Genomic DNA, 24676 nt, shown 5'->3' on the forward strand with positions numbered 1-24676 from the left:
TGGCGATATCCATGCCGTACGTTGTAGCATTCATCTCGGGAACCTCTCGTCGCAGGTGGTTGTTCGGAACTCCACTTTGGCACTTGATGCCGTCAGACGCGAGGTTCCCCCCTTCAGCACCGCAGGAAGGGCCTTTCCCCCTTGCCGAACCGCTTTGACGGTGTCAGCACCGGCAGTCGGTCATTTCGTGGGTGGAGGTGGGCGGGAGGCGTCCATATCATCTTCTTTGGCGAAGCAAAGAAGAAGGTCGCCTGCCGGGGCGAAATCCCGGCCGATGTAACGCCAAGCAACGGAACGCCCGTAAGCAAGAGCTCAAGCCTTACCTGTCGAAGCGAAAGCGCTTTCCACACTTAACGCGAACATAGCCAATGAATTCGACCCCACGGTCCCTCCCCGTCACCGGCATGCCGTACCTGCAGGTCCTTCCTCCCGCTGTACGGCTGCGCTTCGCGTAGAGAACCTGAACCGCTCAGGCGGCTATGGCTGCGGCCTGCTGTTGAGCCTCGAAGATGGCCTGGAGGGTTTCCAGGGTGATCTCGGCGATGGGCTGCCCGGCGTCATCGAGGATCTCGTAGAGGATCTCCCCCGGCTGCGGCCGCATGCTGAACAGCACGATGGCGTCCGTGGCCCCGCCTCCTTCCCGGTGGGGCGTTTCATTGGCGGGCGAGACGGTGTGGCTGCCAGTGGGGCGTACCTCACGCAGGCGCCCGTCCATTTCATACAGACGATGCTCACCCTGCACCACGAAGGTGTGGTTGAGGGCCTTATGGCGATGCAGCACGATCTGCTGGTTGGCGTCGAAGCGGAACAGCACGTCGGCGATGCGCTGCTGCATGTCTACCTGCAGGATGCTGAAGGCGAAATGGGGAAAGTCGCCGAAGGGTTGCCAGGGGATGGTGTTGGCGTCGAAATGCGTGGGCATGGATGTCTCCTCGTGGATTGGGCCGGATGGCTGGCGCCAGTAGAAACCCCACGGTAGGAGGCCGCCGAGGTCAGCTTGCCCGTAAAGCAGCGGGCATTTCTCCCGCCCTCTTTGTGTTGATGCGGGCGGGCAAATTGCCTGCTGCATCCGGGGCAGGATGCCGCTGACCCGGCGGATGGCAGGCCCTAGAGTCCAGGGGCTGGGACGGTGCCGGGTGGTGCCGTCCGTCATCCACCCCGGGGCGAACATGCGCAGATCCTTCACCGCAGCACTGCTGGTCATGGCCTTGCTGTCCGGCAACGCGGCGGCCAACAACCTGTTCTGTGGCGGGCCCGTGCCCCAGACTGGCGAACCCACCGATCTGGCCCATGTGGTGGGCGACCAGACCCTGGAGTACATGGCCGATCAGCCGGCGAGCATGATGGTGTGCAGCAAGGGCTATCTCTTCGAGAAGTGTGGTGACCACGCGACGGCCATGCGCATCTTTGATCGCTGCATCGAGGCGGGCTACATCGGCGCCATGATCTGGAAAGCCCTGATGCTGCAGGACGGCGCCCTGGGTGCGCCCGATCTGCCGGCGGCGGCTGAACTGATGCGCCGTGCCGCCGGGGCGGGAGATTCGCCCTATGCCACCCTCGGCAAGCTCCACTACGCCAGCGCCTTGCACGAGGGCAAGGGCGTGCCCCGGGATGTGGAGGCGGCCCGCGAGTGGTTCGAGGCCGCGGCCGCCGAGGGCAACCCGGATGCCATCGAGTTCCTGCGCACCGGCTACCACGTAGGCGACCGGGACGGTCTGGCCCGTGGGGTGGGTAGCGCGTCTCCCCCTGTGGTGCCTGCCGTGCCTCTGCCCGGGGAGCTGTTCGAGGAGGGGGCCGTACCCATGCGCCCTGCGGCGCTTCCTCCCCGCCCTGTCGTTGCCCGGCATCTTGTCGCCGAGACGCCGGCGGGTCAGCCCGGTGCGCCCGTTTCGGCGCCGCTACCGGGCAAAACACGCGCTGCGCAGCGCCTGGTGCCGGCACCCGTGGCCCAGGCACCGGCTCATCCGGGCTCCACCGTGCTGGTCGCAGTGATGGCGGCGCTCCTCATGGCGGGCGCTGTTCGCCAGGCTGGTGCTCACCTGCGCCGCTTCCCATTTCCCACTCTCCACACCTGAACCATGAATGCTTCCATCGACGGCCTGATGTACGCGGCCAGCCAGTTGTTCCTGATCCCCGTGCTGCTGGCCATCGGCCTGCTCTTTGCGCATGCCTTCTACGCCCTCGGGGCCTTCCTGTGGCAGGCGCGCCAGCGCCGGGCCGGGGTGGCGGCCGGCTTCGAACTGGCCGAGGCGCGGCGCCGCGACCCCGGCTTGCTGCTGGCTGATCTGGAGGCCTTGGCCCTGGCGCGCCTGGAGTTCGCCCGCATTGCCACCCGGGTAGCGCCGCTGCTGGGGCTGGTGGCCACCATGATCCCCATGGGGCCGGCCCTCAAGGCCCTCGGCGAAGGGAGCCTGGGGGATGTGTCACGCAGCCTGATGGTGGCCTTTTCGGCGGTGATCCTGGCCCTGATTGCTGCGGCCCTGAGCTACGCGGTGGTGAGTGTGCGCCGGCGCTGGTATGCCGCCGACCTGCTGGCCATCGAGAAGGAAGGGCTTGCCGCATGAGCCGGATCCGCCTGCGCCTGGTTGACGAGGGGGAGGGGGACGACCCTCTGTTGTCCATGGTCAATCTGATTGATGTGTTCCTGGTCCTGGTGGCCGCCCTGCTGCTAGCGCTGGCGCGCAACCCCCAGCAGTCTCCGGCGGCCGCCCAGGCCTTGCCGGAGGGCCGGAAGGTCGAACGCTTTCAGGGTGAAGGCGCGGCGACCACGGCCGAAGGGGGTGTCCGGGCGGGGACGGCCTACCGTTTGCCCGACGGGTCCCTGGTGCTCGTGCCGGAGTAGGACAGTGCCCAGGCGCTGCGGGGTACCCGGATCTCGAAGACCGCGCCGCCCTCCGGGTGATTGCGGGCCGTGATGGTCCCGCCATGGCCAAGCAGGATCTCCCGGGTGATGGCCAGGCCCAGCCCTGTGCCGCCGGCGCCCGTCTTGGTTGCACTGCTCTGCACGAACTTGTCGAAGATCTGCTCTTCCTCGCCCGGCGGGATGCCTATACCCCGGTCCCTCACAGTCAGGGCCAGAGCCTCGCGTTGGCCGATCAGGGCATCCCGAAAGCTCACGTCGATGGTGCTGCCTTCAGGCGCAAACTTGAGTGCATTGGAGAGCAGATTCTGGACCGCATGATGGAGTTGCTGGGGGTCGATCCAGCCCACCGTGCTGGCGGTGTCACGCTGGATGTCCACGCGCAGCCGACGGCTGCTGATAAGTGCGCCAAGATCGCTGCACACCCGCTCCACCACCACCGTCAGATCCGCAGGCCCGAAGCTGAAGCTGACCTGTCGCGCCTCGAGCTTGGCCAGGTCAAGGAGGTCGTTGACCAGCGCAGCCAGGCGGCTGCCACTCTGGTGGATGCGGCTGAAGTAGCTGGCAAGCTTCTCGTCCGGGGCATGGCCGGTGCGGGTTTCGCCCAGCCGGGCGTAGGACAGGATGCCGTGCAGCGGTGTCCGGAATTCATGGGACATGTTGGCGAGAAACTCGCTTTTCAGCTGGTTGGCCCGCTCTGCGCTGTTCTTGGCGGCCGTCAGGTCGGCGGTCTGGGCATCCACCAGCTCGGAGAGGTGGTCCCGGTGCCGGCGCAGTTCGGCCTCGATGGCCTTGCGCGGGGTGATGTCCTTTGCCGTGCCGCGGTAGCCCAGGAAGCTTCCATCGCTGGAGAAGAAAGGGGTGCCCGAGACGCTGAACCAGGCGATGCCAATGGTCTGAGGGGCGATGCAGTACTCGAAGTCACGGAAGGCCTGTCGGGCAGCCACCGTCTCCAGGTAGCGGCGCCACTTGGCCGTGTCTTCCAGGTCCTCGGGGGCGGCGAAGTCCTGTCGTTGTTTGCCGCGCACGATGTCGATCATGTGGCGGTTGTTGCGGTCGGGCCCCACGTAGGCGGTGAAACGCATCTCCGCATCGGTTTCCCAGAACCAGTCCGAAGACACGGTCGAATAGTCGCGAAAGCGCTTTTCGCTTTCACTCAGCGCTTCTTCCCGGGCCCGCAGGGCGGTGATGTCCGACCCGACGATGACCACGCCTTCAAGCTTGCCGCAGCGATCATGGAGGGTGGCTGCGCGCAGCATGAAATGGCGCACCGGCGGCCCTGGCAGGCGGCTCAACATGCCGCTCTCCATATCCAGCGAACCGCGCTGCAGAATGGTGCGGAACAGGACCATGCCCGGGGCGCTGCTGGGCGCGGCGGCCTGTAGCTGGGTGAGGGTGCTGGCGACGAGGAGGCTGTCGGGGCTGCCGTCGATCAGCTCGGCAGGGTCGATGCCGAGGCTGCGGCGCACGGAGGCATTGGCCTGGCGGATCCTGCCGAAACGGTCCAGCACCAGCAGGAGGCTGTCCATGGTGTCCATCACGTTGGCGACAAATGCCGACAGGCGTGCCTGTTCGGCGTTTCGCTCTTCAAGCTCGCGGGACTTCCGGCTGACCTCGTCCACCATCGCGTCCATCATCCCGGTGACAACGCCGATCTGTTGCTCCAGGGCGCGATTGGCATGGCGCAGGGCCTCGACTTCGGTGTGCAGGCGCTGAACCTCCGCCTGGGTGGTGGCGTCCTGTTCGGCGGCGATCGGGGGGCGGTGCCCGCGACTCATGACAGCAGGCTCAGCACACGTCGGGCGGCCTCGCCCACGCGGGCCTCAACGGCGGCGGAAAGGCCCGGGGTGAAGGGGCGCGTGGCGAGGATCTCGACACCGATCAGAATCATCCGGGGCAGTACATCCAGCGCCGCCGGCAGCAGGCTCAGCAGTGCACCCACGCCTGCCCCGTGGAAGCCGGCCGGGGCTTCGTCGCGGGCGGCGGCCTCGGCCAGCGGCAGGGCGTCAAGCTGGTACAGGGTGCCTGCCGGGCCATGGCCGAGCAGGGCATCCACAATGATCACGCGGTCGCAGTCCTCGAAACATGCGATGGCCGACAGGCCTGCCACATCGGCGCGCATCAGGCGCACCCCTGCGGGAAGCGGGGCTTGCGAGAGCAGGGCGTGGACCGCCGGCCCAAGGCCGTCGTCCCCGTGCAGCTCGTTGCCGAAGCAGACGATGTGGGTGCGCTCAGACACCATAGCGGTGACGTTGTCCGCTGCCGACAAAGTGCACGGTGCATACCAGGCAGGGGTCGTGGGCACGCACCACGTGGCCGATCTCGATGGGGTCGGCCGGGTCGGCCAGTTCCAGGCCGATGACGCTCTGCTCCCAGGGGCCGTGCTGGCCTGCACTGTCCCTGGGCGAGGCGTTCCAGGCCGTGGGGGTGACGATCTGGTAGCGGCTGATGTGGCCGTCTTCCACCTGGATCCAGTGTCCGAGGCTGCCCCTGGCGGCCTGCACGAGGCCGAAGCCCTCGCCCCCCGAGAAGGCATTGTCGGGGGGCGGGAGGTAGTGGGGGCTGCCGATCTGCCTGGCGAGCTCGTTCAGCTGCTGTCTCATCAGCTGCAGGGTCAGGCCGGTGCGGCGCAGGCGGGCAAACTGGCGCAGCCAGGTGTTGGCGCCCTCGCTGGCGAGGAGTGCGCGCAGCAGCGGGTCCCCCTCCACCAGCAGTTCCGCCAGGGGGCCTGTTTCGACGACACGATCACCATAGCGGGGGGCCTTGGCCCAGGTGTAGCGGTCCGTATCGGGCTGGTAGTCCGGCACGGTTTCGCCGATATAGGGGTGGCGCCCGCCGGGATAGGGGCGATACCAGGAGTGGCGAACGTGTTCGTTGATCTGCTGGGGGTCGAAGGGATCCCGCAGGCCACGGTCTGCGTCGTAGATGCCGGCCGCCAGCAGGCTGACCGGATCGCCGTACGGAGGCTGCCAGCGGATGGGGTCGTGCCACGCCCCGCTGCTCAGGAAATGCCGGCTGCCGCCGCCAGTCCGGTGCAGGCCGATGGCGCGGGCGAAGCGGGTCAGCAGGCCGATGGCACTGGCCGCGTGCGCGGGTAGCTCCAGCCAGGCAAGGAAGGCGTCGACGCTGTCGAGGCTGAGCCAGGTTTCCAGCGTGTCGCCAATCACTTCGGCTTCGTACCAGGCGATGCTCTGGTCCACGATGTCCTGGGATTCAATGAGGTCCCGGGCGTTGGCGCCCCGAACCACGCCCCCTGGCAGCATGTAGGACGAGTGAGGCCACTGGCCGCCAAAAAGCGCTACCAGTTGCACGATCTTGCGACTGGCGGCGAGGGTTGTACGCACCATGTGCCCCTGCATCGGGGCAAATGTGCGATCGATGTCGGCAAACAGGGGCTGGCTGGCGTAGCGCGGATGCACCAGGTCGGGGGTGAAGAACAGGAAGCTCTGGCGCAGATCGCTCTGGACGTTCTCGGCCATCAGGCACAGGTTGCGGATCAGGGTGGCTTGGGGGGGGACCGGCAGGCTGGCGAGGCGCTCCAGGGCCAGGGCGGCGGCGTAGAGGTGGGCCGTGCCGCAGATGCCGCATACCCGGGGCGTGATCACCAGCCCGTCGCGGGGGGCGCGGCCGATCAGCAATTGCTCGAAGCCGCGAAACAGCGTGCCGACGCAGCGTGCGTCGACCACGGTACGTCCGTCCAGGTCCACCTGGAATTCCAGGTCACCCTCAACACGGTTCAGGTCAATGTTCAGCGTGGTGCGTGCCATACAGTGGGGCTCGGGGAAGGGCTCAGGGTTCCATCTCCCGGTCCTTGACACGCTGCGGCGCAGCGGCCCCGGCCAGGTTCTTGTAAGCCATGTAGTGCCCGCGGGAAACGCCCAGGGGGAGCTTGACCGGTACTGCACCGATCTTGTCGGTGCGGAACAGATCCCCGTCCTTGGGGAAGCCCGGAGAGGTACAGCCGAAGCAGGGGACCCCCACACGGGTCTTGCTGCTGCGTCCGTTCCAGAGCTCGCTGTTGCAGGTGGCGAGTGTGCCGGGGCCCTGGCAGCCGAGGTTGAAGTACATGCATCCACGCCCGCCCGGCTGGGTCTCTTCGACGTTGTACTCGTGGTATTCGTTGCGGGTGCAGCCCTGGTGGACCATGGTTCCGTAAAACAGCCTGGGGCGGTTCAGGGCATCCAGTTCCATGGGTAGAGCGTGGGCAATCATTGCCAGACTGCGGGTGATGGTAGCGGGGTGGGTAGGGCAGCCCGCCAGGTTGATTACGGGCAGGCCGGTGCGGGAGCGCCACTCTGGCGCAAGCAGGCCGCCGGGCCGATCATGGTCCCACTGCAGGCCGGTGCAGTCCGTGGGGTTGGGCGGGGCTGCCGGTATGCCGCCAAACGCCGAGCAGGTGCCCACGGCCAGTACGTAGCCGGCGTGGCGGGCGAGGGCCTCGACGATGTGGATCTTGGCCCGTCCGCGGTAGCTGTCGAACATCCCGGTGCCGTAAGGGCCGGTGATCAGGCTGCCCTCGATGCACAGGATGTCGAGGCTTTGCCGGCCTGCCTCGATGGCGGCAATGATCTCGCCCAGGCCGCCTGTGGTGGAGGCGCTGAGGGAGGGGTGCCACAGGATCTCGATGCTGCCCTTGCGTACGAGGTTCTCGATGGACGGGCTGTCTGCGCACAGAAGAGACATGGTGTCGCCGCTGCAGGCGCCGGTCTGCAGCCAGAGAAGCGTCGCCATGGCTGAAATCTCCCCGGAGGTAGTGGGGCCGCGTACTGCCACCTTGCTTGCGGCAGTATGGGCTGTGTCCTCATATTACGGCCGGCAACTCGACAGCTTGCGTGGCTGGGGGGCGATAAGTCCGTTGGCATTGCCCAGTCTGGGCGATGCCGTGCTTCAGGCGCTGTCGATGGGCTTGAGGGCGGCCAGTTCGGTGTCGGAGAAGAGACGGGACTGGGTGACGAAAGCCTTGCCCCGGCCACAGTCGAGGGAGAAGTCACCGCCGTTGCCCGGCCGGACGTCGAGGATCAACTGGCTGTTTTCGTAATACTGGAACTCCTGGTGTCCCAGGTAGAAGTCGGCGCCGCCGACCTGGCCGAGAAGGATCATCGTCTGCCCGGGCAGGATCTCGCCGACCTTGTAGCAGTTGGGGACACTGCCGTCACAGCAACCTCCGGAGAGCAGGAACATCAGGGGGCCGAAATCGGTGCGCAGTTCGTCAATGAACTGCAGGGCGGCCTCGGTGGCAGTGATGCGATCGACCATGGTCGCGTCCTCAGGTGAGGTAAACGAAAAAAACGGGGCGAGCGGTTCTCGCCCCGTAACACCTTGCCTTACACGTACAACACTTGGATCAGAAGAAGCCCAGTGCGTTCGGGCTGTAGCTGACCAGCAGGTTCTTGGTCTGCTGGTAGTGGTCGAGCATCATCTTGTGGTTTTCGCGGCCGATGCCGGATTCCTTGTAGCCGCCGAAGGTGGCGTGGGCGGGGTAGGCGTGGTAGCAGTTGGTCCACACGCGGCCGGCCTTGATGTTGCGGCCCATGCGGTAGGCGCGGCTGCCGTCACGGCTCCACACGCCGGCGCCGAGGCCGTACGGGGTGTCGTTGGCGATGGCGAGGGCTTCAGCTTCGTCCTTGAAGGTGGTCACGGCGAGCACCGGTCCGAAGATTTCTTCCTGGAACACGCGCATCTTGTTGTGGCCCTTGAAGAGGGTCGGCTGGATGTAATAGCCGCCGGCCAGGTCGCCGTCCATGTGGGTGCGATCGCCGCCGATCAGGCACTCGGCGCCTTCCTGGCGGCCGACTTCCATGTAGGACATGATCTTGCTGAGCTGATCCTGGGAAGCCTGGGCACCCATCATGCTGTCAGTGTCGAGGGGGCTGAGTTGCTTGATGGCCTTGACGCGGGCCATGACCTTTTCCATGAAGCGCTCGTAGATCGATTCCTGGATCAGCGCGCGGGACGGGCAGGTGCACACTTCGCCCTGGTTGAAGGCGAACAGCACCATGCCTTCGACAGCCTTGTCGAGGAAGGCGTCGTCGGCGGCCATGATGTCTTCGAAGAAGATGTTGGGCGACTTGCCGCCGAGTTCGAGGGTGGCGGGGATCAGGCTGGTGGCGGCGGCCTGGGCGATCACGCGGCCGGTGGCGGTGGAGCCGGTGAAGGCGATCTTGGCGATGCGGCGGCTGGTGGCCAGCGGCATGCCGACTTCGCGGCCGTAGCCATTGACGACGTTGAGCACGCCCGGCGGCAGCAGGTCGGCGATCAGTTCGACCAGGATCAGGATCGAGATCGGGGTGGATTCAGCGGGCTTGAGCACCACGCAGTTGCCGGCGCCGATGGCGGGGGCCAGCTTCCAGGCGGCCATCAGGATCGGGAAGTTCCAGGGGATGATCTGGCCGACCACGCCGAGGGGCTCGTGGAAGTGGTAGGCGACGGTGTTTTCGTCGATCTCGGAGATGCCGCCTTCCTGGGCGCGCAGGCAGCCGGCGAAGTAGCGGAAGTGGTCGACGGTCAGCGGGATGTCGGCGTTGAGGGTTTCGCGGATGGCCTTGCCGTTATCGACGGTTTCGGCGTAAGCCAGGCGCTCGATGTTGGCTTCCAGGCGGTCGGCGATCTTCAGCAGCAGGCCGGCGCGCTCGCCGGCGGAGGTGCGGCCCCAGGCATCGGCAGCGGCGTGGGCGGCGTCGAGGGCCAGTTCCACGTCTTCTGCGCCGGAGCGGGCGGCCTTGGTGTAGGCCTTGCCGGTGATCGGGGTGATGACGTCGAAGTATTCACCCTTGACCGGGGCAACCCACTTGCCGCCGATGAAATTTTCGTACTGGGACTTGTATTGGATCTTGGCGTCGGCAGAACCGGGCAGTGCATACAGCATGGAAGTCTCCTCCTGGATTTGGTTTGAAAACGCTTTGCTCAGCGTTATCCCATATCAGCAGGGGGCGTGCCAGGGGCCGATCAGCCCTGTTTATGAGGAGAAACTCTTTCTTTATCAGTCCTTTGAGTGGGCTGTCTGAAAACGCTGCGCTGCAGCAGTTGTCACGAAGAAGTGTCTTAAACTTGAACAGGTGCTCCATGCAAAGTGCACGATGGAGCACCTGTTCTTTCGGGGGGCGTCGCTCAGGCGATGCGGAAGCGGCCGGAAAGGCTCTCCAGGGTCCGGGCCAGGCCTTCCAGTTCAGTGGCCGCGTGGGTGATGCGCGCGGCGCTGGCGGCATTGGATTCCGAGGCGCCGGCGATCTGCTCCACCCGCTGCGCGATATCCCGGGCGGCCGAGGACTGCTCATTGAGACCAAGGGTGATGCCTTCCACCGAGCTCAACACCTGGCGGCTGCTGTCACGGATGGCGTGGATGGTGCTGCCGGCCTGGTCGGCGAGGGCGACACCCCGGGTCACCCGCTCGACGCCGCCGTCCATGTCGTCGGCGGCACTGCGGGTGGCGGCCTGGATGCGTTCGATCATTGACGTGATCTCGGCGGTGGAGTTGGCCGTGCGTTCGGCCAGCTTGCGCACCTCGTCGGCAACCACTGCAAAGCCCCGTCCCGACTCGCCGGCCCGTGCTGCTTCGATGGCGGCATTGAGGGCGAGCAGGTTGGTCTGGTCGGCAATTTCGCGAATGACCCCGACAATCATCGAGATCTCGCCGGATAGTCCTTCCAGGTTACGTACTGACTGGGCGGTGTGATTGACCGAATTGGCGATGCCGCGCATCTCGTCAAGGGCATCGCCGATGACGCGGGAGCCGAGGGCCGCCTGCTCACCGGAGTGCTCGGACAGCTCGCGGGACTCCCGGGCGTGGTCACTGATGTGGTCGATGGATACGGACAGTTGCTCGATGGCGGCCGCCATGGCCGATGCCGATTCCGACTGCGCCTCGGCCAGCACCCGGGTGTCGCCGGCCGTACCGCTCAGGCTGCTGGCGTTGCCGAGCAATACCGTTACCTCGTTGCGGATCGAGGCGATCAGTTCGTGCAGGTTGTTGCGCATCACCGCCAGGTGGACGATCAGGCTGCCGAGTTCATCGTCGCTGGCTGGGGGCAGGGGTTGCAGCATGTTACCGGCGGCGATGGCCTCGGCCACACGCTTGCCTGCGTCGATGGACTGGCGCAGGCGGCGCACGAGCAGCCAGGTGGCCACAGCGGCCAGGGCCAGCCCGCCGGCGCCGAGGGCCGTCAGCAGGTTCCGGGTCTGGGCGTAGTCGGCTTCGATGCGGGTGCGTGCGGCGTTGCTGGCGTCCGCCAGGCGTTTCAACTCGTTCCGGGCGGGGTTGTCCGGGGCAACTTGCTGAAACGCCTGTGTCTGCTCCTGATGCAGGGTGCCAATGGCGCTACGCGCCCGGTCCGTGGCATTGAGACCGGCAAACCCGACAACCAGGCACAGGGCGGCAAGGCCGGTATTGACGAGGCCTATACGTGCTGCCAGCCCGGTGCGGGGTAGGGCTTTCGCGATGGCGGCACCGATGCCGCTCGGGGCGAGCCGGCCCTCCGCCAGGCGGATGCCCGGGTCCTGGCGCATGCGGGCGTAGAGGGCTTCGGCACTGGTGATCTCTTCGCGTCGGGCCTTGATGCGTACCGACATGTAGCCCGAGCCATCGGCAAGGGAGGTTGCGGTGGCGCGTACCCAGTAGAAATCGCCGTTCTTGCGGCGGTTTTTGACGATCCCGCTCCACGGGCGCCCCCGTTGCAGGGTTTCCCACATGTCCCGGTAGGCTTCGGCAGGCATGTCGGGGTGACGCAGGATGTTGTGGGGTTCGCCGATGACTTCTTCGCGGTTGAAGCCGCTGGCGACGACGAATTCCTCGTTGCAGTAGGTGATATGCCCGGCCAGATCGGTGCGACTGATGATGGCGGCGCCGTCGGCGATCGGATATTCGTTTTGTGTGACAGGCAGATTTTGGCGCATGACGGGATCCTGGGCATGGGCAAGGTCTGCCATGTAACGGCCATTGTGTGCCTTGTCTTGAGTCAGTTTTACGCCAACAGGATCCGGGCCTGGGTCAGCCTCGTGGTTGTACCGAACGGCTGGTCGTGGTGACCTGCCCGTTTTCCCCGAAATGAATATTGAAAAAGACATCGGCGCTGAATTCGGGCGGCAGGCGCCAGTCCCACACCTCCTCCTTTTTCAGGGAGAAGACCTGGACCGAGCGGGGTTTGCCCAGCAGGCGGCGCACCTGGTCCTTCGTCCAGCCGGGTTGAACCCGGGCGAAGTTCTGGGGTGTGAGCACGTTTTCGATGCTCTTCACGACATTGTCTGGCCCCACCGTCACCATGAAGCACTCCGTGCCTTCCGGTTGGCGGGTGTATTCCCAGGTCACGCTGCCGTCGTCGTTGCGCCATTCGATGCCGGGTTTGCCCAGCTTGTCGCGCACCTCATAACCGGTGGAGACACCGGGTTTGAGTTCATTCAGGGTGACCGCATCACAAGCGGCCAGGCCGGCCACGGCAAGGGGGGCGGCCAGGAGGGAAAACAGCCTGCGCATCGGGGATTCTCCGGATGGGCCCGTATCCCGCCAAAGCGGCCGGGCTTGGTTACAATCCACCTCATTGTGGGCAGAAAAGTCGGGTGCCCATTCTGGCACGAAGACCCTTTGCGGAGGATGAACAGGTGAAACACAGCGCAATGAAGCTGGCCCTGGCCGGTGTGATGGTGGCGGGCAGCTCTGCAAGCCTGGCCCAGGCAGTGGTGAAGATCGGCTTTGCCGGCCCCCTGACCGGCCCGATTGCCCACGTGGGCAAGGATGAACAATACGGCGCCCAGCTGGCCCTCGACGACGCCAACGCCAAGGGCGTGAGCATCGGTGGCCAGAAGGTGAAGTTCGAGCTGCAGGCCGAGGACGACCAGGCCGACCCGCGCACCGCCACCACGGTGGCCCAGCGTCTGGCCGATGCGGGCGTGAAGGGCGTCGTGGGCCATGTCACCTCGGGTGCGTCGATTCCAGCCTCGCGCATCTACGAGCAGTCGGGCATCCCCGCCATCACCCCGTCGTCCACCAGCCCCAAACTGACCCAGCAGAAGTTCAAGACCACCTACCGGGTCATTGCCAACGACCTGCAGCAGGGCGCCGCCATGGCCCGTTTTGCCACCGAGGTGCTCAAGGCCAAGCGTATTGCCGTGATCGATGATCGCACCGCCTACGGTCAGGGCCTGGCCGACGCATTGGTAGATAGCCTGAAGAAGCTCGGCACCCCGCCGGTGGGGCGCGAGTTCACTACCGACAAGGCCACCGACTTTGCGGCCATCCTCACCAAGCTCAAGGCAGCCCAGCCCGACGCGGTCTTCTATGGCGGCATGGATGCCCAGGGGGCACCACTGCTCAAGCAGATGAAGCAGCTCGGCATCACCGCCAAGTACCTGGGGGGTGACGGTGCCTGCACCGCCGAGATGATCAAGATTGCCGGCGCAGCCATGAGCAGCGATGTGTACTGCACCCAGGCCGGCATCCCCATGGACAAGATGCCGGGCGGCAAGGAGTTCAACGAGCGCTTCAAGAAGCGCTTCGGCGTGCCCGTGCAGCTCTACGCCCCTTACAGCTATGACGCCACCACGGCCCTGATCGAGGCCATGAAGGCGGCTGGCTCTTCCGACCCGGCCAAATACCTGCCCCAGATGCAGAAGCTGAGCTTCAAGGGCGTGACCGGCAATATCGCCTTCGATGCCAGCGGCGACAGCCGTGAGGGCGGCGTGACCCTCTACCAGTTCAATGCCGGAAAGTGGGAAGCCCGGCCCTGAAACAGAGCGCGAGCCCGCCAGCCCGAAGGGCGCGCGTCCCTCCCTTGGGGAGGATGTCACATCGTGACAGGAGGGCTGTTACCCAGCCCGGCCCCGAAGTTGCTAGTCAGCGTCGTACCCTACAAACCAGAGGAGAAACCCGCATGAAATACCGCCTTGTCGCCCTTGCCGTGCTCGGTCTTGGTGCATCCGCCGTCCAGGCCCAGGAAGTTGTGAAGCTGGGCGTCGCTGCACCCCTCACCGGAACCCAGGCCCACCTGGGCAAGGACATCGAGAACGGTGTCCGCCTGGCCATCGAGGAATACAACGCCAAGGGCGTGACCCTCGGCGGCAAGAAGGTCAAGTTTGACGTGCAGGCCGAGGACGACCAGGCCGACCCCAAGACTGCCACCACCGTGGCCCAGCGTCTGGCCGACAGTGGCGTGAAGGGGGTTGTCGGGCACCTCAACTCCGGCGCCTCCATTCCCGCCTCGCGCATCTACAACGAGGCCGGCCTGCCCCAGGTTTCTCCCGCCTCCACCAACCCCAAGCTGACCCAGCAGAACTTCAAGGCCACCTTCCGCACCATCGCCAACGACGTGCAGCAGGGCCTGGCCATCGGCAAATATGCGGCCACCAAGCTGGGCAAGAAGATTGCGCTGATCGACGATCGCACCGCCTACGGCCAGGGCCTCGCCGATGAAGTGGAGAAGGCCGTCAAGGCCAACGGCGGCAGCCTTACCGGGCGCGAGTTCACCAGTGACAAGGCCACCGATTTCCTGGCCATCCTGACCCGCATCAAGGCCCAGAACCCTGACGTGATCGTATACAGCGGCATGGACACCCAGGCCGGCCCCATGCTCAAGCAGATCAAGCAGCTCGGCATCAACGCCAAGTTCATCACCGGCGACGGCGGCTGCACCGGCGAAGTCATCAAGCTGGCTGGCGATGCGATCAGCGGCAACACCTACTGCACCCAGCCGGGCCTGCCCCTTGAAAAGATGCCGGGCGGCAAGAACTTCAACGAGCGCTTCAAGAAGCGTTTCAATGCCGACGTGCAGATCTACGCCCCGTATTCCTACGACGCCGCCTCGGCCATCATCGAGGCCATGAAGGCCGCCAACAGCGCCGACCCGGCCAAGTACGCCGGCAGCATCGCCAAGGTGAACTTCCCGGGCGTGATCGGCACCGTGGCCTTCGACGCCAAGGGCGACATCAAGGACGGCGCCGTGACGGTCTATCAGTTCAAGGCCGGCAAGTGGGAAGCCCTGCAGTAATGTGTTCCTGATGGTGGCGTTGGGGGGGCTGAATCCGCCCCGACCCCACCCCCCGCCCCAGCATTTCGTTAACCTCATCCGGTCGTTTCCATGGAAACCCTTCTCCAGCAAACCGTAAACGGCCTCGTCGTGGGCAGCGTGTATGCCCTCGTCGCCCTCGGTTACACCATGGTCTACGGCATTCTCGGCCTCATCAATTTCGCCCACGGCGACATCCTGATGGTCGGTGCCCTGGTGGCCCTCGAGGCCATCCGCCTGCTCCAGATATATGCGCCCGACCTCGGTCTCGTCCCGACCCTGCTGGCCGGGCTGTCGATCTCGGTGGTGGTGTGCATGATCCTCGGCTACACCATTGAACGTACCGCCTACCGCCGCCTGCGCAATGCGCCCCGGCTGGCGCCCCTGATCACCGCCATCGGCGTGTCTTTCCTGCTCCAGACCATCGCCATGATCATCTGGGGCCGCAACTACCACACCTTCCCGCAACTGGTGTCCACCACGCCCCTGGAGCCCGTTGCCGGCGTCTTCATCACCCCGGTGCAGATCGTCATCCTGGTGGTGTCGGCGGTGCTGATGGTGGCCCTGGTGCTGCTGGTCAACAAGACCCGCCTCGGCCGAGCCATGCGGGCCACCGCCGAGAACCACAAGGTGGCCAGCCTGATGGGCGTGGACACCAACAAGATCATCGCAGCCACCTTCATCATTGGTTCGGCCCTGGCCGCCGTGGCCGGGGTGATGTTCTCCTCCAATTACGGCATTGCCCACTACGCCATGGGCTTCATGCCCGGCCTCAAGGCCTTCACCGCGGCGGTGCTGGGGGGCATCGGCAACCTGGGTGGCGCCATGCTCGGCGGGCTGCTGCTGGGGCTGGTGGAGTCCATCGGTGCCGGCTACATCGAGGACATGAGCTTCGGATTCCTCAACTCCAGCTACCAGGACATCTTCGCCTTCATCATTCTGGGCATCGTGCTCATCTTCCGGCCCACCGGCCTGCTGGGTGAACGCGTCGCAGACCGCGCCTGATATGACGACCCCCACGCTCACTGCGTTCGCCGCCCCCCAGGGGCGCGCGGGACTTCCCTGGGGCGGCCCGGCGGAAGCCCCGGATCTGCCCTCATCCATCGCGCTCGCTGCCATTGAGAGTGTTTCCCCATGAATGAACTCGCCCTCGCCATTCCCTGGCTCGGCAAGCGCAACCCGGCTGCAGCCCGCTGGGTGGTGCTGGCCCTGGCCCTCGGCGCCCCCCTCATTGCCATGCTTTTCGGCAAGACCTGGGTGCGCATCCTCGATTTCGCCCTGCTCTACGTGATGTTGGCCATCGGCCTCAACCTGGTGGTGGGCTTTGCCGGCCTGCTCGATCTGGGCTACATCGCCTTCTACGCGGTGGGGGCCTATACCTTCGCCTTCCTGGCCTCGCCCCACTTCGAGCTGCACCTGCCCTTCTGGCTGGTGCTGCCGCTGGGGGCCGTGTTTGCGGCGCTGGCGGGGATCATCCTCGGCCTGCCCACCCTGCGGCTGCGCGGTGATTACCTGGCCATCGTGACCCTGGGTTTCGGCGAGATCGTGCGCATATTCCTGAATAACCTGAACCACCCGATCAACATCACCAACGGGCCCCAGGGCATCAACATGATCGACCCGCTGGCGCTTTTCGGCTGGGACATCTCCCGGCCCCTGAAGATCGGGGACGACATCACCATCAACTCCCTGTTCCTGTACTACTACGTCTTTCTGGCCTTCGTGGTGCTGTCCATCATCCTGGTCCAGCGCCTGCAGATCTCCCGCATCGGGCGGGCCTGGGCGGCGATCCGTGACGACGAGCTGGCGGCCAAGGCCATCGGCATCAATACCCGCAACATGAAGCTGCTGGCCTTCTCCCTGGGGGCCACCTTTGGCGGTGTGGCTGGCGGGCTGTTTGCCGCCTTCCAGGGCTTCGTGTCCCCCGAAAGCTTCTCGCTGATGGAGTCCATCGCCGTGCTCACCATGGTGGTGTTTGGCGGCATGGGCAATCTGGCCGGGGTGGTGGTGGGCGCCCTGGCACTCACGGCCCTGCCCGAGATCCTGCGCCATGTGGCGGTTCCGGTGCAGCAGGCGGTGTTCAATCAGGTCATTCTCGATCCGGAGGTGCTGCGCATGCTGCTGCTCTCCCTGGCCATGATTTTCATGATGCTGCTGCGCCCGGCGGGCCTGATCCCGGCCCACAGCCGCTATTCACGCCCCGAACTGGTGGTCGGCAAGCCGGCACCGACGGAGGCGACCAAGTGATCACCCTGCTCGAAGCGAAGCACATCACCAAGCGCTTTGGCGGCCTCACGGCCCTGTCCGATGTGTCCCTGACCATCCGCAAAGGTGAGGTGTATGGCCTGATCGGCCCTAACGGGGCGGGCAAGACCACCTTCTTCAACGTGCTCACCGGCGCCTACGTGCCGGAGGAGGGCGAGATCGTCTTCAACGGCACCGAGCTGCCCACCGGCAAGCCCCACGAAGTGGTGGCTGCCGGCATCGCCCGCACCTTCCAGAACATCCGCCTCTTCCGCGAGCTCACCGCCCTGGAGAACGTGATGGCCGGCCATCACCTTCGCTCCCGGGCCAATCCGTTCTCCATCCTGCTGCAGACCAAGCATGCCCGGGAGGAAGAGCGCCTCATCACCGAGCGCGCCTTTGAGCTGCTGCGCTACGTGGGCATCGAGCGCTTTGCCGATACGGTATCGAAGAACCTCTCCTACGGCGACCAGCGCCGCCTGGAGATCGCCCGCGCCCTGGCCACCGAGCCCCAGCTGCTGGCCCTCGACGAACCTGCGGCGGGGATGAACGCCACCGAGACCGGCAAGCTGCGCGAGCTGGTCCAGACCATCCGCCACGACGGTGTCACCGTGCTGCTCATCGAGCACGACGTGAAGCTGGTGATGGGCTTGTGCGATCGCCTGGCGGTACTCGATTTCGGCAAGAAGATCGCCGAGGACGTGCCCGCCGAGGTACAGAAGAACGACGCCGTGATCTCCGCCTACCTGGGCGGCCATGGCACCCGCAAGGCAGGAGCTGCGGCATGAGCACCACCGATAACGCAGCCCCCATCCTGCAACTGCGCGACACCCGGGTGGCCTATGGCGCCATCGAGGCCGTCAAGGGCATCAGCCTGGAACTGGCCCGGGGCGAGCTGGTGTCCCTGATCGGGGCCAATGGCGCCGGCAAGACCACCACCCTCAACGCCATCGCCGGCACCCTGGGCACCGCCGGCGGGCAGATCCTCTACGACGGTCAGGCCATCGACAAGCTGCCGGCCCACAAGCGCCTGCGCCAGGGTTTGGCCCTGGTGCCGGAAGGGCGGGGCATCTTCACCCGCCTGACGGTGGAGGAGAACCTGCGCATGGGGGCCTATTGCCGGCGCGACGACGAGGCCGTGGAAGCCGACATGGAGCGCATCTTCGGCATGCTGCCGCGGGTCAAGGAGCGCCTGCAGCAGGTGGCCGGCACCCTCTCCGGCGGCGAGCAGCAGATGGTCGCCATCGGCCGGGCGCTGTTGTCCCGCCCCCGCCTGCTACTGCTGGATGAGCCGTCCATGGGCCTGGCACCGCTGGTGGTGGAAAAGATCTTCGAGGTCATCGCCTCGGTGGCCGCCGAAGGCGTCACTGTGCTGCTGGTGGAGCAGAACGCCACCCTCGCCCTGGAGTTTTCGAGCCGGGCCTACGTGATGGAGTCGGGGGCGATCATCCTCAGCGGCTCGGGTGCGGATCTGCTGGCCAATCCCAAGGTTCGGGCTGCCTACCTGGGTGAGTGAGGACTTTTTGGTATTTGGTGATGCAGCCGGGCTGACGGCAGGGGTTTGAGCGTCTAGGCTGAAAAGCAAGGCTTGCAGGTGTCTGCTTATGTCTGTTTCCTCGGTTGGTTCGTCCTTGTCATTCAGTCCGTCGTTCGCTGCACCCACCAGTCGGGCCGGCGGAGCAGGGGTGCGTCCGGGCGAAGCGCAAGGCGAAGTTCAAGGCAAGCCTCAGGGCAACGCTCAAGGCTTGAGCGAGGCCGACCTGCGACGGGTGGAGCAACTCAAGCAGCGTGACCGGGAAGTCCGTGCCCACGAGATGGCCCACGTGGCGGCCGGAGCGGGGGTGGTGACCAGCGGCGCCAGCTATTCCTTTGAGACCGGCCCTGATGGCCGACGCTATGCGGTGGGCGGCGAGGTCGGCATCAACGTGTCCCCCGGGCGCACGCCCGAAGAAACCCTGAGCCGGGCCGAGAAGATCCGCGCTGCCGCCCTGGCGCCCGCCGACCCGTCGGGGCAGGACCGCCAGATCGCAGCCCGTGCCGCCAGCATGGCGGCCGAAGCCCGCGTCGAACTGGCCACCCGTTCCCGCGATGAAGACCCCGCCGGGCCTGCCCAGGCCTACCGGGTGGCAGAGAGCGGGGGCCGCGCGCCGGCCACCGGCTCGGCCCTCGACACCTACGCCTGATTCACCACCCACTCCACCACTTGCCAGCCTGCCGGCGTGATCGGCCACAGGGCATAGCTGAAGGGGCCGCGTCCGCCCAGGTGCAAGGTTTCGTGGTCGGTCACGGTGACTTCGCCCCGCGTCCAGAAATTCGCCAGGAGGGCTTCCAGGCTCAGGTGGCCAGCGCTGTGCACCGGAGCGTGACGGTCCGGCGCCCGGGTCGTGGACAGCACATCGTGATAGCTCGCCCAGTGCCGTGCCTGCAGATGGCGTGAGAGCAGGGCCGTCCAGCTCCCGCCTGGCGCGGCGACCTGCCCCAGCACGTTGGAAAACAGGAAGGCGGCGTCCGGAAAGCGTGCCGCCAGCAGGGCCAGGCCATCCGGGGTGCTCAGGCAGTTGAGCTTGTCGAAGCGTAGCCGGCGGGCATCCGGCCGCCGTGCCAGCAGGTGGCGGGCGATGGGGTCCGGCTCCAGTGCGATGACCTGTTCGAAGCGTTCAAGGAAGCCCGGCGGCAGGGCATGACCGGCGTTCGGGCCGACGATCACCAGGGTGCGGGCGTTTGGCTGCCAGCCACTCAGCCAGCCGGCTACGGTCGCATGGAAGCCGGCCCACAGGCTGCGGCGGTAGCGGAGGGCGCGCAACTGGTACGTCAGGCCACCGCTGGGGTCGAACAGATGGTCACGCAGGGTGGGGAAGGGGTTGTGCACGGTCCGTTTTCAGGTGCAAGGTGGCGCGATTATGACTGGTCAGCCAAGGCTTGCAGATGCCATGCTGCGGTCTTTGTGTTTTGAGCGAGATCAGGAATGGAGAGCGGGATGAAGGACCCCTTGCATGAAGAAGCCCTGTCGTCGGAAGCCGTTTTCGAGGGCCGCCTGCTGAAAGTATTCCGGGACAGGGTCAGCCTCCCTGATGGTAAGGAAGGTCTGCGGGAGTACGTCAAGCACCCCGGTGCGGTGGTGGTGATTCCGGTGTTGCCTGACGGACGGCTGGTGTTCGAGCGCCAGTTCCGCTATCCGGTGGGGCGAGCCTTTCTCGAGCTGCCGGCCGGCAAGATCGATCCGGGTGAGGACATCCTGCGCTGTGCGCAGCGCGAGTTGCAGGAGGAGACCGGCCATGTCACCGAGGACTGGCGCTACCTGGGGGTGATGCACCCGTGCATCGGCTACTCCAACGAGCGCATCGAGATCTTCATCGCCCGTGACCTGAAGCACGTGGGGCATGCCTGGGATGAGGGCGAGTTCCTGGAGATCCTGACCCTGAGCCTGGCCGAGGCGCGGGAGGCGGTGTTTGATGGGCGCATCACCGACGCCAAGACCATCACGGCCCTGTACTGGGCCGAGCGGGAGTTGAGAGAGGGTTGAACCGGCCGCGTGGCTGCCGGGTCTGTAGTCGATGCGGGGCGCCAAGGCGCCCCGCAGTATTTTTTACTTACATAAGAAAACCCTTACACTGTCTTGAAATGTGCAAATCACACATTTAATATTTGGAGCAATCATGTTGCCTGAGGTTTTGCCATGAACCCGCTGGGCCGCCCCGAAGGCGGCAGATCCTGTTTTCCGGTGTTCCGGATACGGGCAGGGGGCAAGCAATGAGCGCCGATTCCGCAGGGCCTGCCCGGGGAGCGGCAGGCGGTGGGCAGTCCCTGGACCCCGCGATGGCGGATGCCTTGCGCGCCTTGCTGGGGCCGATGGCCAGGCTGGCGCTGGCGCAGGGGGTGTCATTTGCGGTACTCGAAGAAATGCTCAAGGAGGCGGTTGTGGACGAAGCACTGAAGGCACAGTCGGCCCAGACACCATCGCGCGTGGTCAGCCGGATCAGTGTGGCCACCGGGCTCAACCGGCGCGAAGTCACGCGCCTCACGCAGCGCCGGCGCGATGCCCGCGAAGTGCGTCACCCGCCGGCCGCCGAAGCCTTCACCCGCTGGCTGACCGACCCCGCGTGCTGCGACGGGAATGGTGTTCCGCGGCCCTTGCCGCGATTGCCGCAGGCACCGGGAGAGCCCAGCTTTGAAAGCCTGGCCCACTCGGTGACCCGGGACGTGCATCCACGCAGCCTGCTCGACGAGCTGTGCCGGCTGGGCATTGCCCGGCTGGATGGGGAGACCGACCAGGTTGTGCTGGTGCGCAACGCCTTTGTGCCGAACGACGCCCAGGCGGCGATGCTGGGTTTTCTCGGGGACAACGTTGGCGATCACCTGAGCGCGGCGGTCTGCAACGTGATCGCTGCGGAGCCGCCGCACTTCGAGCAGGCCGTATTTGCCGACGAGTTGTCGCTGGAGTCGGTTGCGGCCGTGCGACGCATGGTGCTGGGTAGTTGGGAGCGCCTGATGAAGGGCGCCGTGCCGGCGCTGGAGGCCCTCATCGAGGAAGATCGGAAACTCGGGCGCGCCCAGAATCAGCGTGTTCGGATCGGTCTTTACAGCTATTCGGAGCCGATGGCGATGACATCTTCTCCTGAGTCGGACGACGGGGAGAACCGGTCGTGATGGGCACCCGTTGCCGTGTAGCCGGACGTCGGCTTTCCGGGTGGCTTGCGGCTGCTCTCGTGACGGCGGTTCTGATGGCCTGTGGCGGGAGTGGCGGCGGGGACATGGCCGGTGTGGGGACCGGTGGCACGGGCACCGTGTCGAGTGTTGTCTCGATGGGGCCGATCTCGGGCTTTGGTTCGGTGATCGTCGCCGGGGTGCGCTACGACGACAGCCACGCCGTGGTCACCGACGAAGAGGGCAATGTGCGTGGCCGCGATGCGTTGAAGCTGGGCATGGTCACCACCATCCGCGGCAGTGCCGACTTCGTGGCGGGCAGCGGCGTGGCGGAGAGCATCCGCTACGGCAGCGAGTTGGTGGGCCCGGTGGAGAGCGTCGATCTGGCCGGCAGCCGTTTCACCGTCCTTGGCGCCAGCGTCAGCGTCAAGGCCTCCACGGTCTTCGATGAGCGCCTAAGCGGCCTTGCTGCGCTGAAGCCCGGCGACGTGGTGGAGGTTTACGGCGGTTACAACGCGGCTGCCGGTGCCTACACGGCGACCCGCATCGAGCCGCGGACCCAGCCCGGCCCTTACAAGCTGCGAGGGTCGGTGAGCGATCTCGACGTGGTACAGCGTCGTTTCACGCTGGCTGGCGTCCTTATCCATTACGCGGCAGTGCCCGCCAGTGAGCTCGTGGCGCTTGCCGAAGGTGTCCTCGTCCAGGTGTCCGCTTCACGCCTCCCAGTGGGCGGTGTCTGGCAGGTGGAGGGCGTGCAGCCTGCCCAGCGCGCGGTATTGACCCGCGGCGAAAGCAAGCTCGAAGGCAGCATCTCCAGCCTGAGCGCCCAGACCGCCTTCACTGTTGATGGCGTCCACGTGGATGCCAGCGCGGCCCGCATCGACGGCCCACTGGTGGTGGGGCTGCGGGTGGAGGTGGAGGGTTTCGTGCGCAACGGTGTTCTGGTTGCCCGGGAGGTGGAGAGCAGCGACGAGGACGCATCGGATGACGAGGCCTTCGACCTGAGCGGCGTGATGCAGGACTTTGACCCGCTTACCCAGCGCTTCCGCCTCCGTGGCCAGTGGATCGACGCCAGCGGTGCGGTGATCTTCGAGGACGGCAGCCGGGCTGAGCTGGCGAATGGCCGTCATGTGGAGGTGAAGGGCCGTTTTGACAGTGGCAGCGGGGCCATCGTCGCCGCGCGGATCGAGTTCGAACATTAGGTTTTTGGGTGTGCCCGCCCCTGCGGGCATCCAGGAGGAGGAGAAAACATGAAACAGATCCGGAAGTACCTGTCCGGCGCATCCGCGCTGGCCCTGTTGATGGTTACGGCGGCGGCCCACGGCGCACCGCCGGCCGGCCGGCTGCTGGCATCCCAATGTGCCCAGTGCCACGGCACCAACGGCCAGGCGGTGTCCGGCATGGACAAGCTCGCTGGCGAGAGTGAGGGCGAGATCTACAAGGAGCTGATCGAGATGAAGGCCAGGATCAAGCCGGACGAGATCATGCACCGCCAGGCGGCTGGTTATACCGACGCGCAGATCCGGCTGATTGCCCGCTACTTTGCCACCTCTGGCAAGGTCTCCACCACGACCCCGACAACCCCGACCACCAGCACCCCCAGCCGGCGCAAGTCGCGGGACGACGACTGAGCCCGAAGGAATAGATCATGTTTTCGCACAATCGTCGCAAACTCCTGCAGGTCTCCGGTGCGCTCGCCGCTGCCGGCTCCGTGCCCCTCCTTGCCCGTGCCCAGGTGGCCGCACCGCGGGTTGTCGTGATCGGTGGCGGCTTTGCCGGTGCCACGCTGGCCAAGTATGTCCGCATGTGGAACCCGAAGATCCAGGTCATGCTGATCGAGCCGAATCCCAGCCACGTCTCGTGCATTCTCAGCAACCTGGTGATGACCGGGGCGCTGGGCATGAATGCCATCACCCTGCGCTACGACACTCTGCGCAGCAAGTACGGGGTGAGCCTGGTGGCCGACCGGGCCGTCGGGATTGATGCGGTGAACCGCATCGTGACCACCCAGAACGGCAGCCGCATCCCCTACGACAAGCTGGTGCTGGCCCCGGGCATCGACTTCGACGCCGTACCGGGCCTGGACACCGCCGTGCTGCCCCACGCCTGGCAGGCCGGCCCCCAGACACTTGCCCTGAAGGCCCAACTGGATGCGGTGCCCGCTGGTGGCACCTTCGTCATGTCCATTCCGCCGGCACCCTACCGTTGCCCGCCGGGGCCCTACGAACGGGCCTGTCTGCTGGCCGACTCCCTGCTGCGCCGGCGCCGCGCCGGGCGCGTCATTGTGCTGGACGCCAACAATGACGTGGTGGCCGAGCCGCACACCTTCCATACGGCTTTCCAGACCACCTATGCCAGCGTGATCGAGTACCGCCCGAACAGCGTGGTGAGCTCGGTGGACTGGGCCAACAAGACGATCCATACCAACTGGGGACCGATCCGTGCCGATGGCGCCAACATCATCCCGCCCCAGAAGGCAGGGAAGCTCGTTGTTGCGGCCGGTCTGCTCGGCACCAATCCCGCAACACGCTGGGCGCCAGTCAATCCGCTGAGTTATGAGTCGACCGTGGTGCCGCACATTCACGTGATCGGTGATTCCCAGGGGACGGGCCAGCCCAAGTCGGGCCACATGGCCAACTCCCAGGCCAAGGTGTGCGCCGATGCCTTGATCCGCTACTTCGCCGGTGAGGCGCCGGACCCGGCACCGATGACCAACTCGGCCTGCTATAGCCCGATCACCTCAAAGACAGCCTCCTGGCTGACGGTGGTGTTTGGCTATGACGCCGCCACCGGGCTGATGAAGCCGGTGCCCAACACCCTTGCCGAAGCCCCGACGCCGTCCAAGGACCACTACGAGGACATGTTCGGCTGGGCCAACAACCTGTTTGCCGACAGCTTCAGCTGAAACGCGCGGGAGCCCCAACGGGGGCTCCCGCTT

Annotated in this window: 25 protein-coding genes; 15 read left to right on the forward strand and 10 right to left on the reverse strand. The window is 65.9% G+C overall.

Features of this window, described 5'->3' with window-relative positions; all coding sequences use genetic code 11:
• Positions 1 to 469: 469 nt before the first annotated feature.
• Positions 470 to 922, reverse strand: coding sequence for a cupin domain-containing protein (locus tag ACIQ09_RS14380; protein WP_398311102.1), 453 nt, complete (start codon positions 920 to 922; stop codon positions 470 to 472).
• Positions 923 to 1169: 247 nt separating this feature from the next.
• Between ACIQ09_RS14380 and ACIQ09_RS14385 the strand changes: the two genes are divergently transcribed.
• From ACIQ09_RS14385 to ACIQ09_RS14395, 3 genes are read left to right on the forward strand one after another with little or no spacing between them, the layout of a single operon-like run.
• The gene (locus tag ACIQ09_RS14385; protein WP_398311105.1) at positions 1170 to 2075 is read left to right on the forward strand and encodes a tetratricopeptide repeat protein; all 906 of its coding nucleotides are present in this window, start codon (positions 1170 to 1172) and stop codon (positions 2073 to 2075) included.
• Between the two features lie 3 nt (positions 2076 to 2078).
• Positions 2079 to 2564 carry a MotA/TolQ/ExbB proton channel family protein gene (locus tag ACIQ09_RS14390; RefSeq protein WP_398311107.1) on the forward strand — a complete coding sequence of 162 codons (486 nt, stop codon included), beginning with the start codon at positions 2079 to 2081 and terminating at the stop codon, positions 2562 to 2564.
• Positions 2561 to 2842, forward strand: a complete 282-nt coding sequence (locus ACIQ09_RS14395) for a hypothetical protein (RefSeq protein WP_398311110.1) — start codon at positions 2561 to 2563, stop codon at positions 2840 to 2842. Before ACIQ09_RS14390 ends, ACIQ09_RS14395 begins: the two co-directional genes overlap by 4 nt.
• Here the strand turns inward: ACIQ09_RS14395 and ACIQ09_RS14400 are convergent.
• From ACIQ09_RS14400 to bamE, 8 genes are all read right to left on the reverse strand, one after another.
• A complete protein-coding gene (locus ACIQ09_RS14400) occupies positions 2800 to 4638 on the reverse strand; it encodes an ATP-binding protein (RefSeq protein ID WP_398311113.1) in 1839 nt (612 codons plus the stop codon). The genes ACIQ09_RS14395 and ACIQ09_RS14400 overlap by 43 nt on opposite strands.
• The gene (locus ACIQ09_RS14405; RefSeq protein WP_398311116.1) at positions 4635 to 5102 is read right to left on the reverse strand and encodes a hydrogenase maturation protease; all 468 of its coding nucleotides are present in this window, start codon (positions 5100 to 5102) and stop codon (positions 4635 to 4637) included. The genes ACIQ09_RS14400 and ACIQ09_RS14405 overlap by 4 nt, the downstream gene beginning before the upstream one ends.
• A complete protein-coding gene (locus tag ACIQ09_RS14410) occupies positions 5092 to 6627 on the reverse strand; it encodes a nickel-dependent hydrogenase large subunit (RefSeq protein WP_398311119.1) in 1536 nt (511 codons plus the stop codon). Before ACIQ09_RS14410 ends, ACIQ09_RS14405 begins: the two co-directional genes overlap by 11 nt.
• 22 nt (positions 6628 to 6649) lie before the next feature.
• A complete protein-coding gene (locus ACIQ09_RS14415; RefSeq protein ID WP_398311122.1) occupies positions 6650 to 7591 on the reverse strand; it encodes an NADH:ubiquinone oxidoreductase in 942 nt (313 codons plus the stop codon).
• Positions 7592 to 7747: 156 nt separating this feature from the next.
• Positions 7748 to 8116 (reverse strand): DUF779 domain-containing protein, encoded by a 369-nt coding sequence (locus ACIQ09_RS14420; RefSeq protein WP_398311125.1) that lies wholly within the window; start codon positions 8114 to 8116, stop codon positions 7748 to 7750.
• Between the two features lie 88 nt (positions 8117 to 8204).
• Positions 8205 to 9725: an aldehyde dehydrogenase family protein gene (locus ACIQ09_RS14425; RefSeq protein WP_398311128.1), complete on the reverse strand. Its 1521-nt coding sequence runs from the start codon at positions 9723 to 9725 to the stop codon at positions 8205 to 8207.
• Positions 9726 to 9967: 242 nt separating this feature from the next.
• Positions 9968 to 11749 carry a methyl-accepting chemotaxis protein gene (locus ACIQ09_RS14430; protein ID WP_398311131.1) on the reverse strand — a complete coding sequence of 594 codons (1782 nt, stop codon included), beginning with the start codon at positions 11747 to 11749 and terminating at the stop codon, positions 9968 to 9970.
• A 94-nt stretch (positions 11750 to 11843) separates the two neighbouring features.
• Entirely contained in the window at positions 11844 to 12326 is a 483-nt protein-coding gene (bamE, locus tag ACIQ09_RS14435; RefSeq protein ID WP_398311134.1) for an outer membrane protein assembly factor BamE, read from the reverse strand.
• A gap of 140 nt (positions 12327 to 12466) precedes the next feature.
• Between bamE and ACIQ09_RS14440 the strand changes: the two genes are divergently transcribed.
• The 7 genes from ACIQ09_RS14440 (at position 12467) to ACIQ09_RS14470 (ending at position 19277) form a co-directional block, all read left to right on the forward strand.
• Positions 12467 to 13576: a branched-chain amino acid ABC transporter substrate-binding protein gene (locus ACIQ09_RS14440; protein ID WP_398311171.1), complete on the forward strand. Its 1110-nt coding sequence runs from the start codon at positions 12467 to 12469 to the stop codon at positions 13574 to 13576.
• A gap of 143 nt (positions 13577 to 13719) precedes the next feature.
• Positions 13720 to 14832 carry a branched-chain amino acid ABC transporter substrate-binding protein gene (locus ACIQ09_RS14445; protein WP_398311137.1) on the forward strand — a complete coding sequence of 371 codons (1113 nt, stop codon included), beginning with the start codon at positions 13720 to 13722 and terminating at the stop codon, positions 14830 to 14832.
• Positions 14833 to 14922: 90 nt separating this feature from the next.
• Positions 14923 to 15855 (forward strand): branched-chain amino acid ABC transporter permease, encoded by a 933-nt coding sequence (locus ACIQ09_RS14450; protein ID WP_296411349.1) that lies wholly within the window; start codon positions 14923 to 14925, stop codon positions 15853 to 15855.
• A 129-nt stretch (positions 15856 to 15984) separates the two neighbouring features.
• Positions 15985 to 17097 carry an ABC transporter ATP-binding protein gene (locus ACIQ09_RS14455; RefSeq protein WP_398311141.1) on the forward strand — a complete coding sequence of 371 codons (1113 nt, stop codon included), beginning with the start codon at positions 15985 to 15987 and terminating at the stop codon, positions 17095 to 17097.
• Positions 17094 to 17882, forward strand: coding sequence for an ABC transporter ATP-binding protein (locus tag ACIQ09_RS14460; RefSeq protein ID WP_398311144.1), 789 nt, complete (start codon positions 17094 to 17096; stop codon positions 17880 to 17882). The genes ACIQ09_RS14455 and ACIQ09_RS14460 overlap by 4 nt, the downstream gene beginning before the upstream one ends.
• Positions 17879 to 18610 carry an ABC transporter ATP-binding protein gene (locus ACIQ09_RS14465; RefSeq protein ID WP_398311147.1) on the forward strand — a complete coding sequence of 244 codons (732 nt, stop codon included), beginning with the start codon at positions 17879 to 17881 and terminating at the stop codon, positions 18608 to 18610. The genes ACIQ09_RS14460 and ACIQ09_RS14465 overlap by 4 nt, the downstream gene beginning before the upstream one ends.
• 229 nt (positions 18611 to 18839) lie before the next feature.
• The gene (locus ACIQ09_RS14470) at positions 18840 to 19277 is read left to right on the forward strand and encodes a putative metalloprotease CJM1_0395 family protein (protein ID WP_398311150.1); all 438 of its coding nucleotides are present in this window, start codon (positions 18840 to 18842) and stop codon (positions 19275 to 19277) included.
• Here the strand turns inward: ACIQ09_RS14470 and ACIQ09_RS14475 are convergent.
• Positions 19268 to 19963, reverse strand: a complete 696-nt coding sequence (locus tag ACIQ09_RS14475; protein WP_398311153.1) for a hypothetical protein — start codon at positions 19961 to 19963, stop codon at positions 19268 to 19270. The two genes, ACIQ09_RS14470 and ACIQ09_RS14475, sit on opposite strands and share 10 nt — an antisense overlap.
• A gap of 108 nt (positions 19964 to 20071) precedes the next feature.
• Between ACIQ09_RS14475 and ACIQ09_RS14480 the strand changes: the two genes are divergently transcribed.
• The 5 genes from ACIQ09_RS14480 to ACIQ09_RS14500 all read left to right on the forward strand — a co-directional run bounded on the left by ACIQ09_RS14480 (position 20072) and on the right by ACIQ09_RS14500 (position 24643).
• A complete protein-coding gene (locus ACIQ09_RS14480; protein ID WP_398311156.1) occupies positions 20072 to 20617 on the forward strand; it encodes an NUDIX domain-containing protein in 546 nt (181 codons plus the stop codon).
• A gap of 227 nt (positions 20618 to 20844) precedes the next feature.
• Entirely contained in the window at positions 20845 to 21741 is an 897-nt protein-coding gene (locus tag ACIQ09_RS14485) for a DUF6502 family protein (RefSeq protein WP_398311159.1), read from the forward strand.
• A gap of 104 nt (positions 21742 to 21845) precedes the next feature.
• Entirely contained in the window at positions 21846 to 22940 is a 1095-nt protein-coding gene (locus ACIQ09_RS14490; RefSeq protein WP_398311162.1) for a DUF5666 domain-containing protein, read from the forward strand.
• A 48-nt stretch (positions 22941 to 22988) separates the two neighbouring features.
• The gene (locus ACIQ09_RS14495) at positions 22989 to 23369 is read left to right on the forward strand and encodes a c-type cytochrome (protein ID WP_398311165.1); all 381 of its coding nucleotides are present in this window, start codon (positions 22989 to 22991) and stop codon (positions 23367 to 23369) included.
• 17 nt (positions 23370 to 23386) lie between these two features.
• The gene (locus ACIQ09_RS14500; RefSeq protein WP_398311168.1) at positions 23387 to 24643 is read left to right on the forward strand and encodes an NAD(P)/FAD-dependent oxidoreductase; all 1257 of its coding nucleotides are present in this window, start codon (positions 23387 to 23389) and stop codon (positions 24641 to 24643) included.
• Positions 24644 to 24676: the final 33 nt, after the last annotated feature.

The organism is Zoogloea sp., from assembly GCF_044344315.1.
Taxonomy (GTDB): Bacteria; Pseudomonadota; Gammaproteobacteria; order Burkholderiales; family Rhodocyclaceae; genus Zoogloea.

Excerpts from the sequence above, each read along its gene's own strand:
- ACIQ09_RS14390 (WP_398311107.1), top strand. The coding sequence starts at position 2,079 with ATGAATGCTTCCATCGACGGCCTGATGTACGCGGCCAGCCAGTTGTTC.
- bamE (WP_398311134.1), bottom strand. The coding sequence starts at position 12,326 with ATGCGCAGGCTGTTTTCCCTCCTGGCCGCCCCCCTTGCCGTGGCCGGC.
- ACIQ09_RS14490 (WP_398311162.1), top strand. The coding sequence starts at position 21,846 with ATGGCCGGTGTGGGGACCGGTGGCACGGGCACCGTGTCGAGTGTTGTC.
- ACIQ09_RS14385 (WP_398311105.1), top strand. The coding sequence starts at position 1,170 with ATGCGCAGATCCTTCACCGCAGCACTGCTGGTCATGGCCTTGCTGTCC.
- ACIQ09_RS14415 (WP_398311122.1), bottom strand. The coding sequence starts at position 7,591 with ATGGCGACGCTTCTCTGGCTGCAGACCGGCGCCTGCAGCGGCGACACC.
- ACIQ09_RS14465 (WP_398311147.1), top strand. The coding sequence starts at position 17,879 with ATGAGCACCACCGATAACGCAGCCCCCATCCTGCAACTGCGCGACACC.
- ACIQ09_RS14450 (WP_296411349.1), top strand. The coding sequence starts at position 14,923 with ATGGAAACCCTTCTCCAGCAAACCGTAAACGGCCTCGTCGTGGGCAGC.
- ACIQ09_RS14500 (WP_398311168.1), top strand. The coding sequence starts at position 23,387 with ATGTTTTCGCACAATCGTCGCAAACTCCTGCAGGTCTCCGGTGCGCTC.
- ACIQ09_RS14440 (WP_398311171.1), top strand. The coding sequence starts at position 12,467 with ATGAAGCTGGCCCTGGCCGGTGTGATGGTGGCGGGCAGCTCTGCAAGC.
- ACIQ09_RS14455 (WP_398311141.1), top strand. The coding sequence starts at position 15,985 with ATGAATGAACTCGCCCTCGCCATTCCCTGGCTCGGCAAGCGCAACCCG.
- ACIQ09_RS14485 (WP_398311159.1), top strand. The coding sequence starts at position 20,845 with ATGAGCGCCGATTCCGCAGGGCCTGCCCGGGGAGCGGCAGGCGGTGGG.
- ACIQ09_RS14430 (WP_398311131.1), bottom strand. The coding sequence starts at position 11,749 with ATGCGCCAAAATCTGCCTGTCACACAAAACGAATATCCGATCGCCGAC.
- ACIQ09_RS14395 (WP_398311110.1), top strand. The coding sequence starts at position 2,561 with ATGAGCCGGATCCGCCTGCGCCTGGTTGACGAGGGGGAGGGGGACGAC.
- ACIQ09_RS14405 (WP_398311116.1), bottom strand. The coding sequence starts at position 5,102 with ATGGTGTCTGAGCGCACCCACATCGTCTGCTTCGGCAACGAGCTGCAC.
- ACIQ09_RS14400 (WP_398311113.1), bottom strand. The coding sequence starts at position 4,638 with ATGAGTCGCGGGCACCGCCCCCCGATCGCCGCCGAACAGGACGCCACC.
- ACIQ09_RS14410 (WP_398311119.1), bottom strand. The coding sequence starts at position 6,627 with ATGGCACGCACCACGCTGAACATTGACCTGAACCGTGTTGAGGGTGAC.
- ACIQ09_RS14380 (WP_398311102.1), bottom strand. The coding sequence starts at position 922 with ATGCCCACGCATTTCGACGCCAACACCATCCCCTGGCAACCCTTCGGC.
- ACIQ09_RS14445 (WP_398311137.1), top strand. The coding sequence starts at position 13,720 with ATGAAATACCGCCTTGTCGCCCTTGCCGTGCTCGGTCTTGGTGCATCC.
- ACIQ09_RS14480 (WP_398311156.1), top strand. The coding sequence starts at position 20,072 with ATGAAGGACCCCTTGCATGAAGAAGCCCTGTCGTCGGAAGCCGTTTTC.
- ACIQ09_RS14495 (WP_398311165.1), top strand. The coding sequence starts at position 22,989 with ATGAAACAGATCCGGAAGTACCTGTCCGGCGCATCCGCGCTGGCCCTG.
- ACIQ09_RS14425 (WP_398311128.1), bottom strand. The coding sequence starts at position 9,725 with ATGCTGTATGCACTGCCCGGTTCTGCCGACGCCAAGATCCAATACAAG.
- ACIQ09_RS14420 (WP_398311125.1), bottom strand. The coding sequence starts at position 8,116 with ATGGTCGATCGCATCACTGCCACCGAGGCCGCCCTGCAGTTCATTGAC.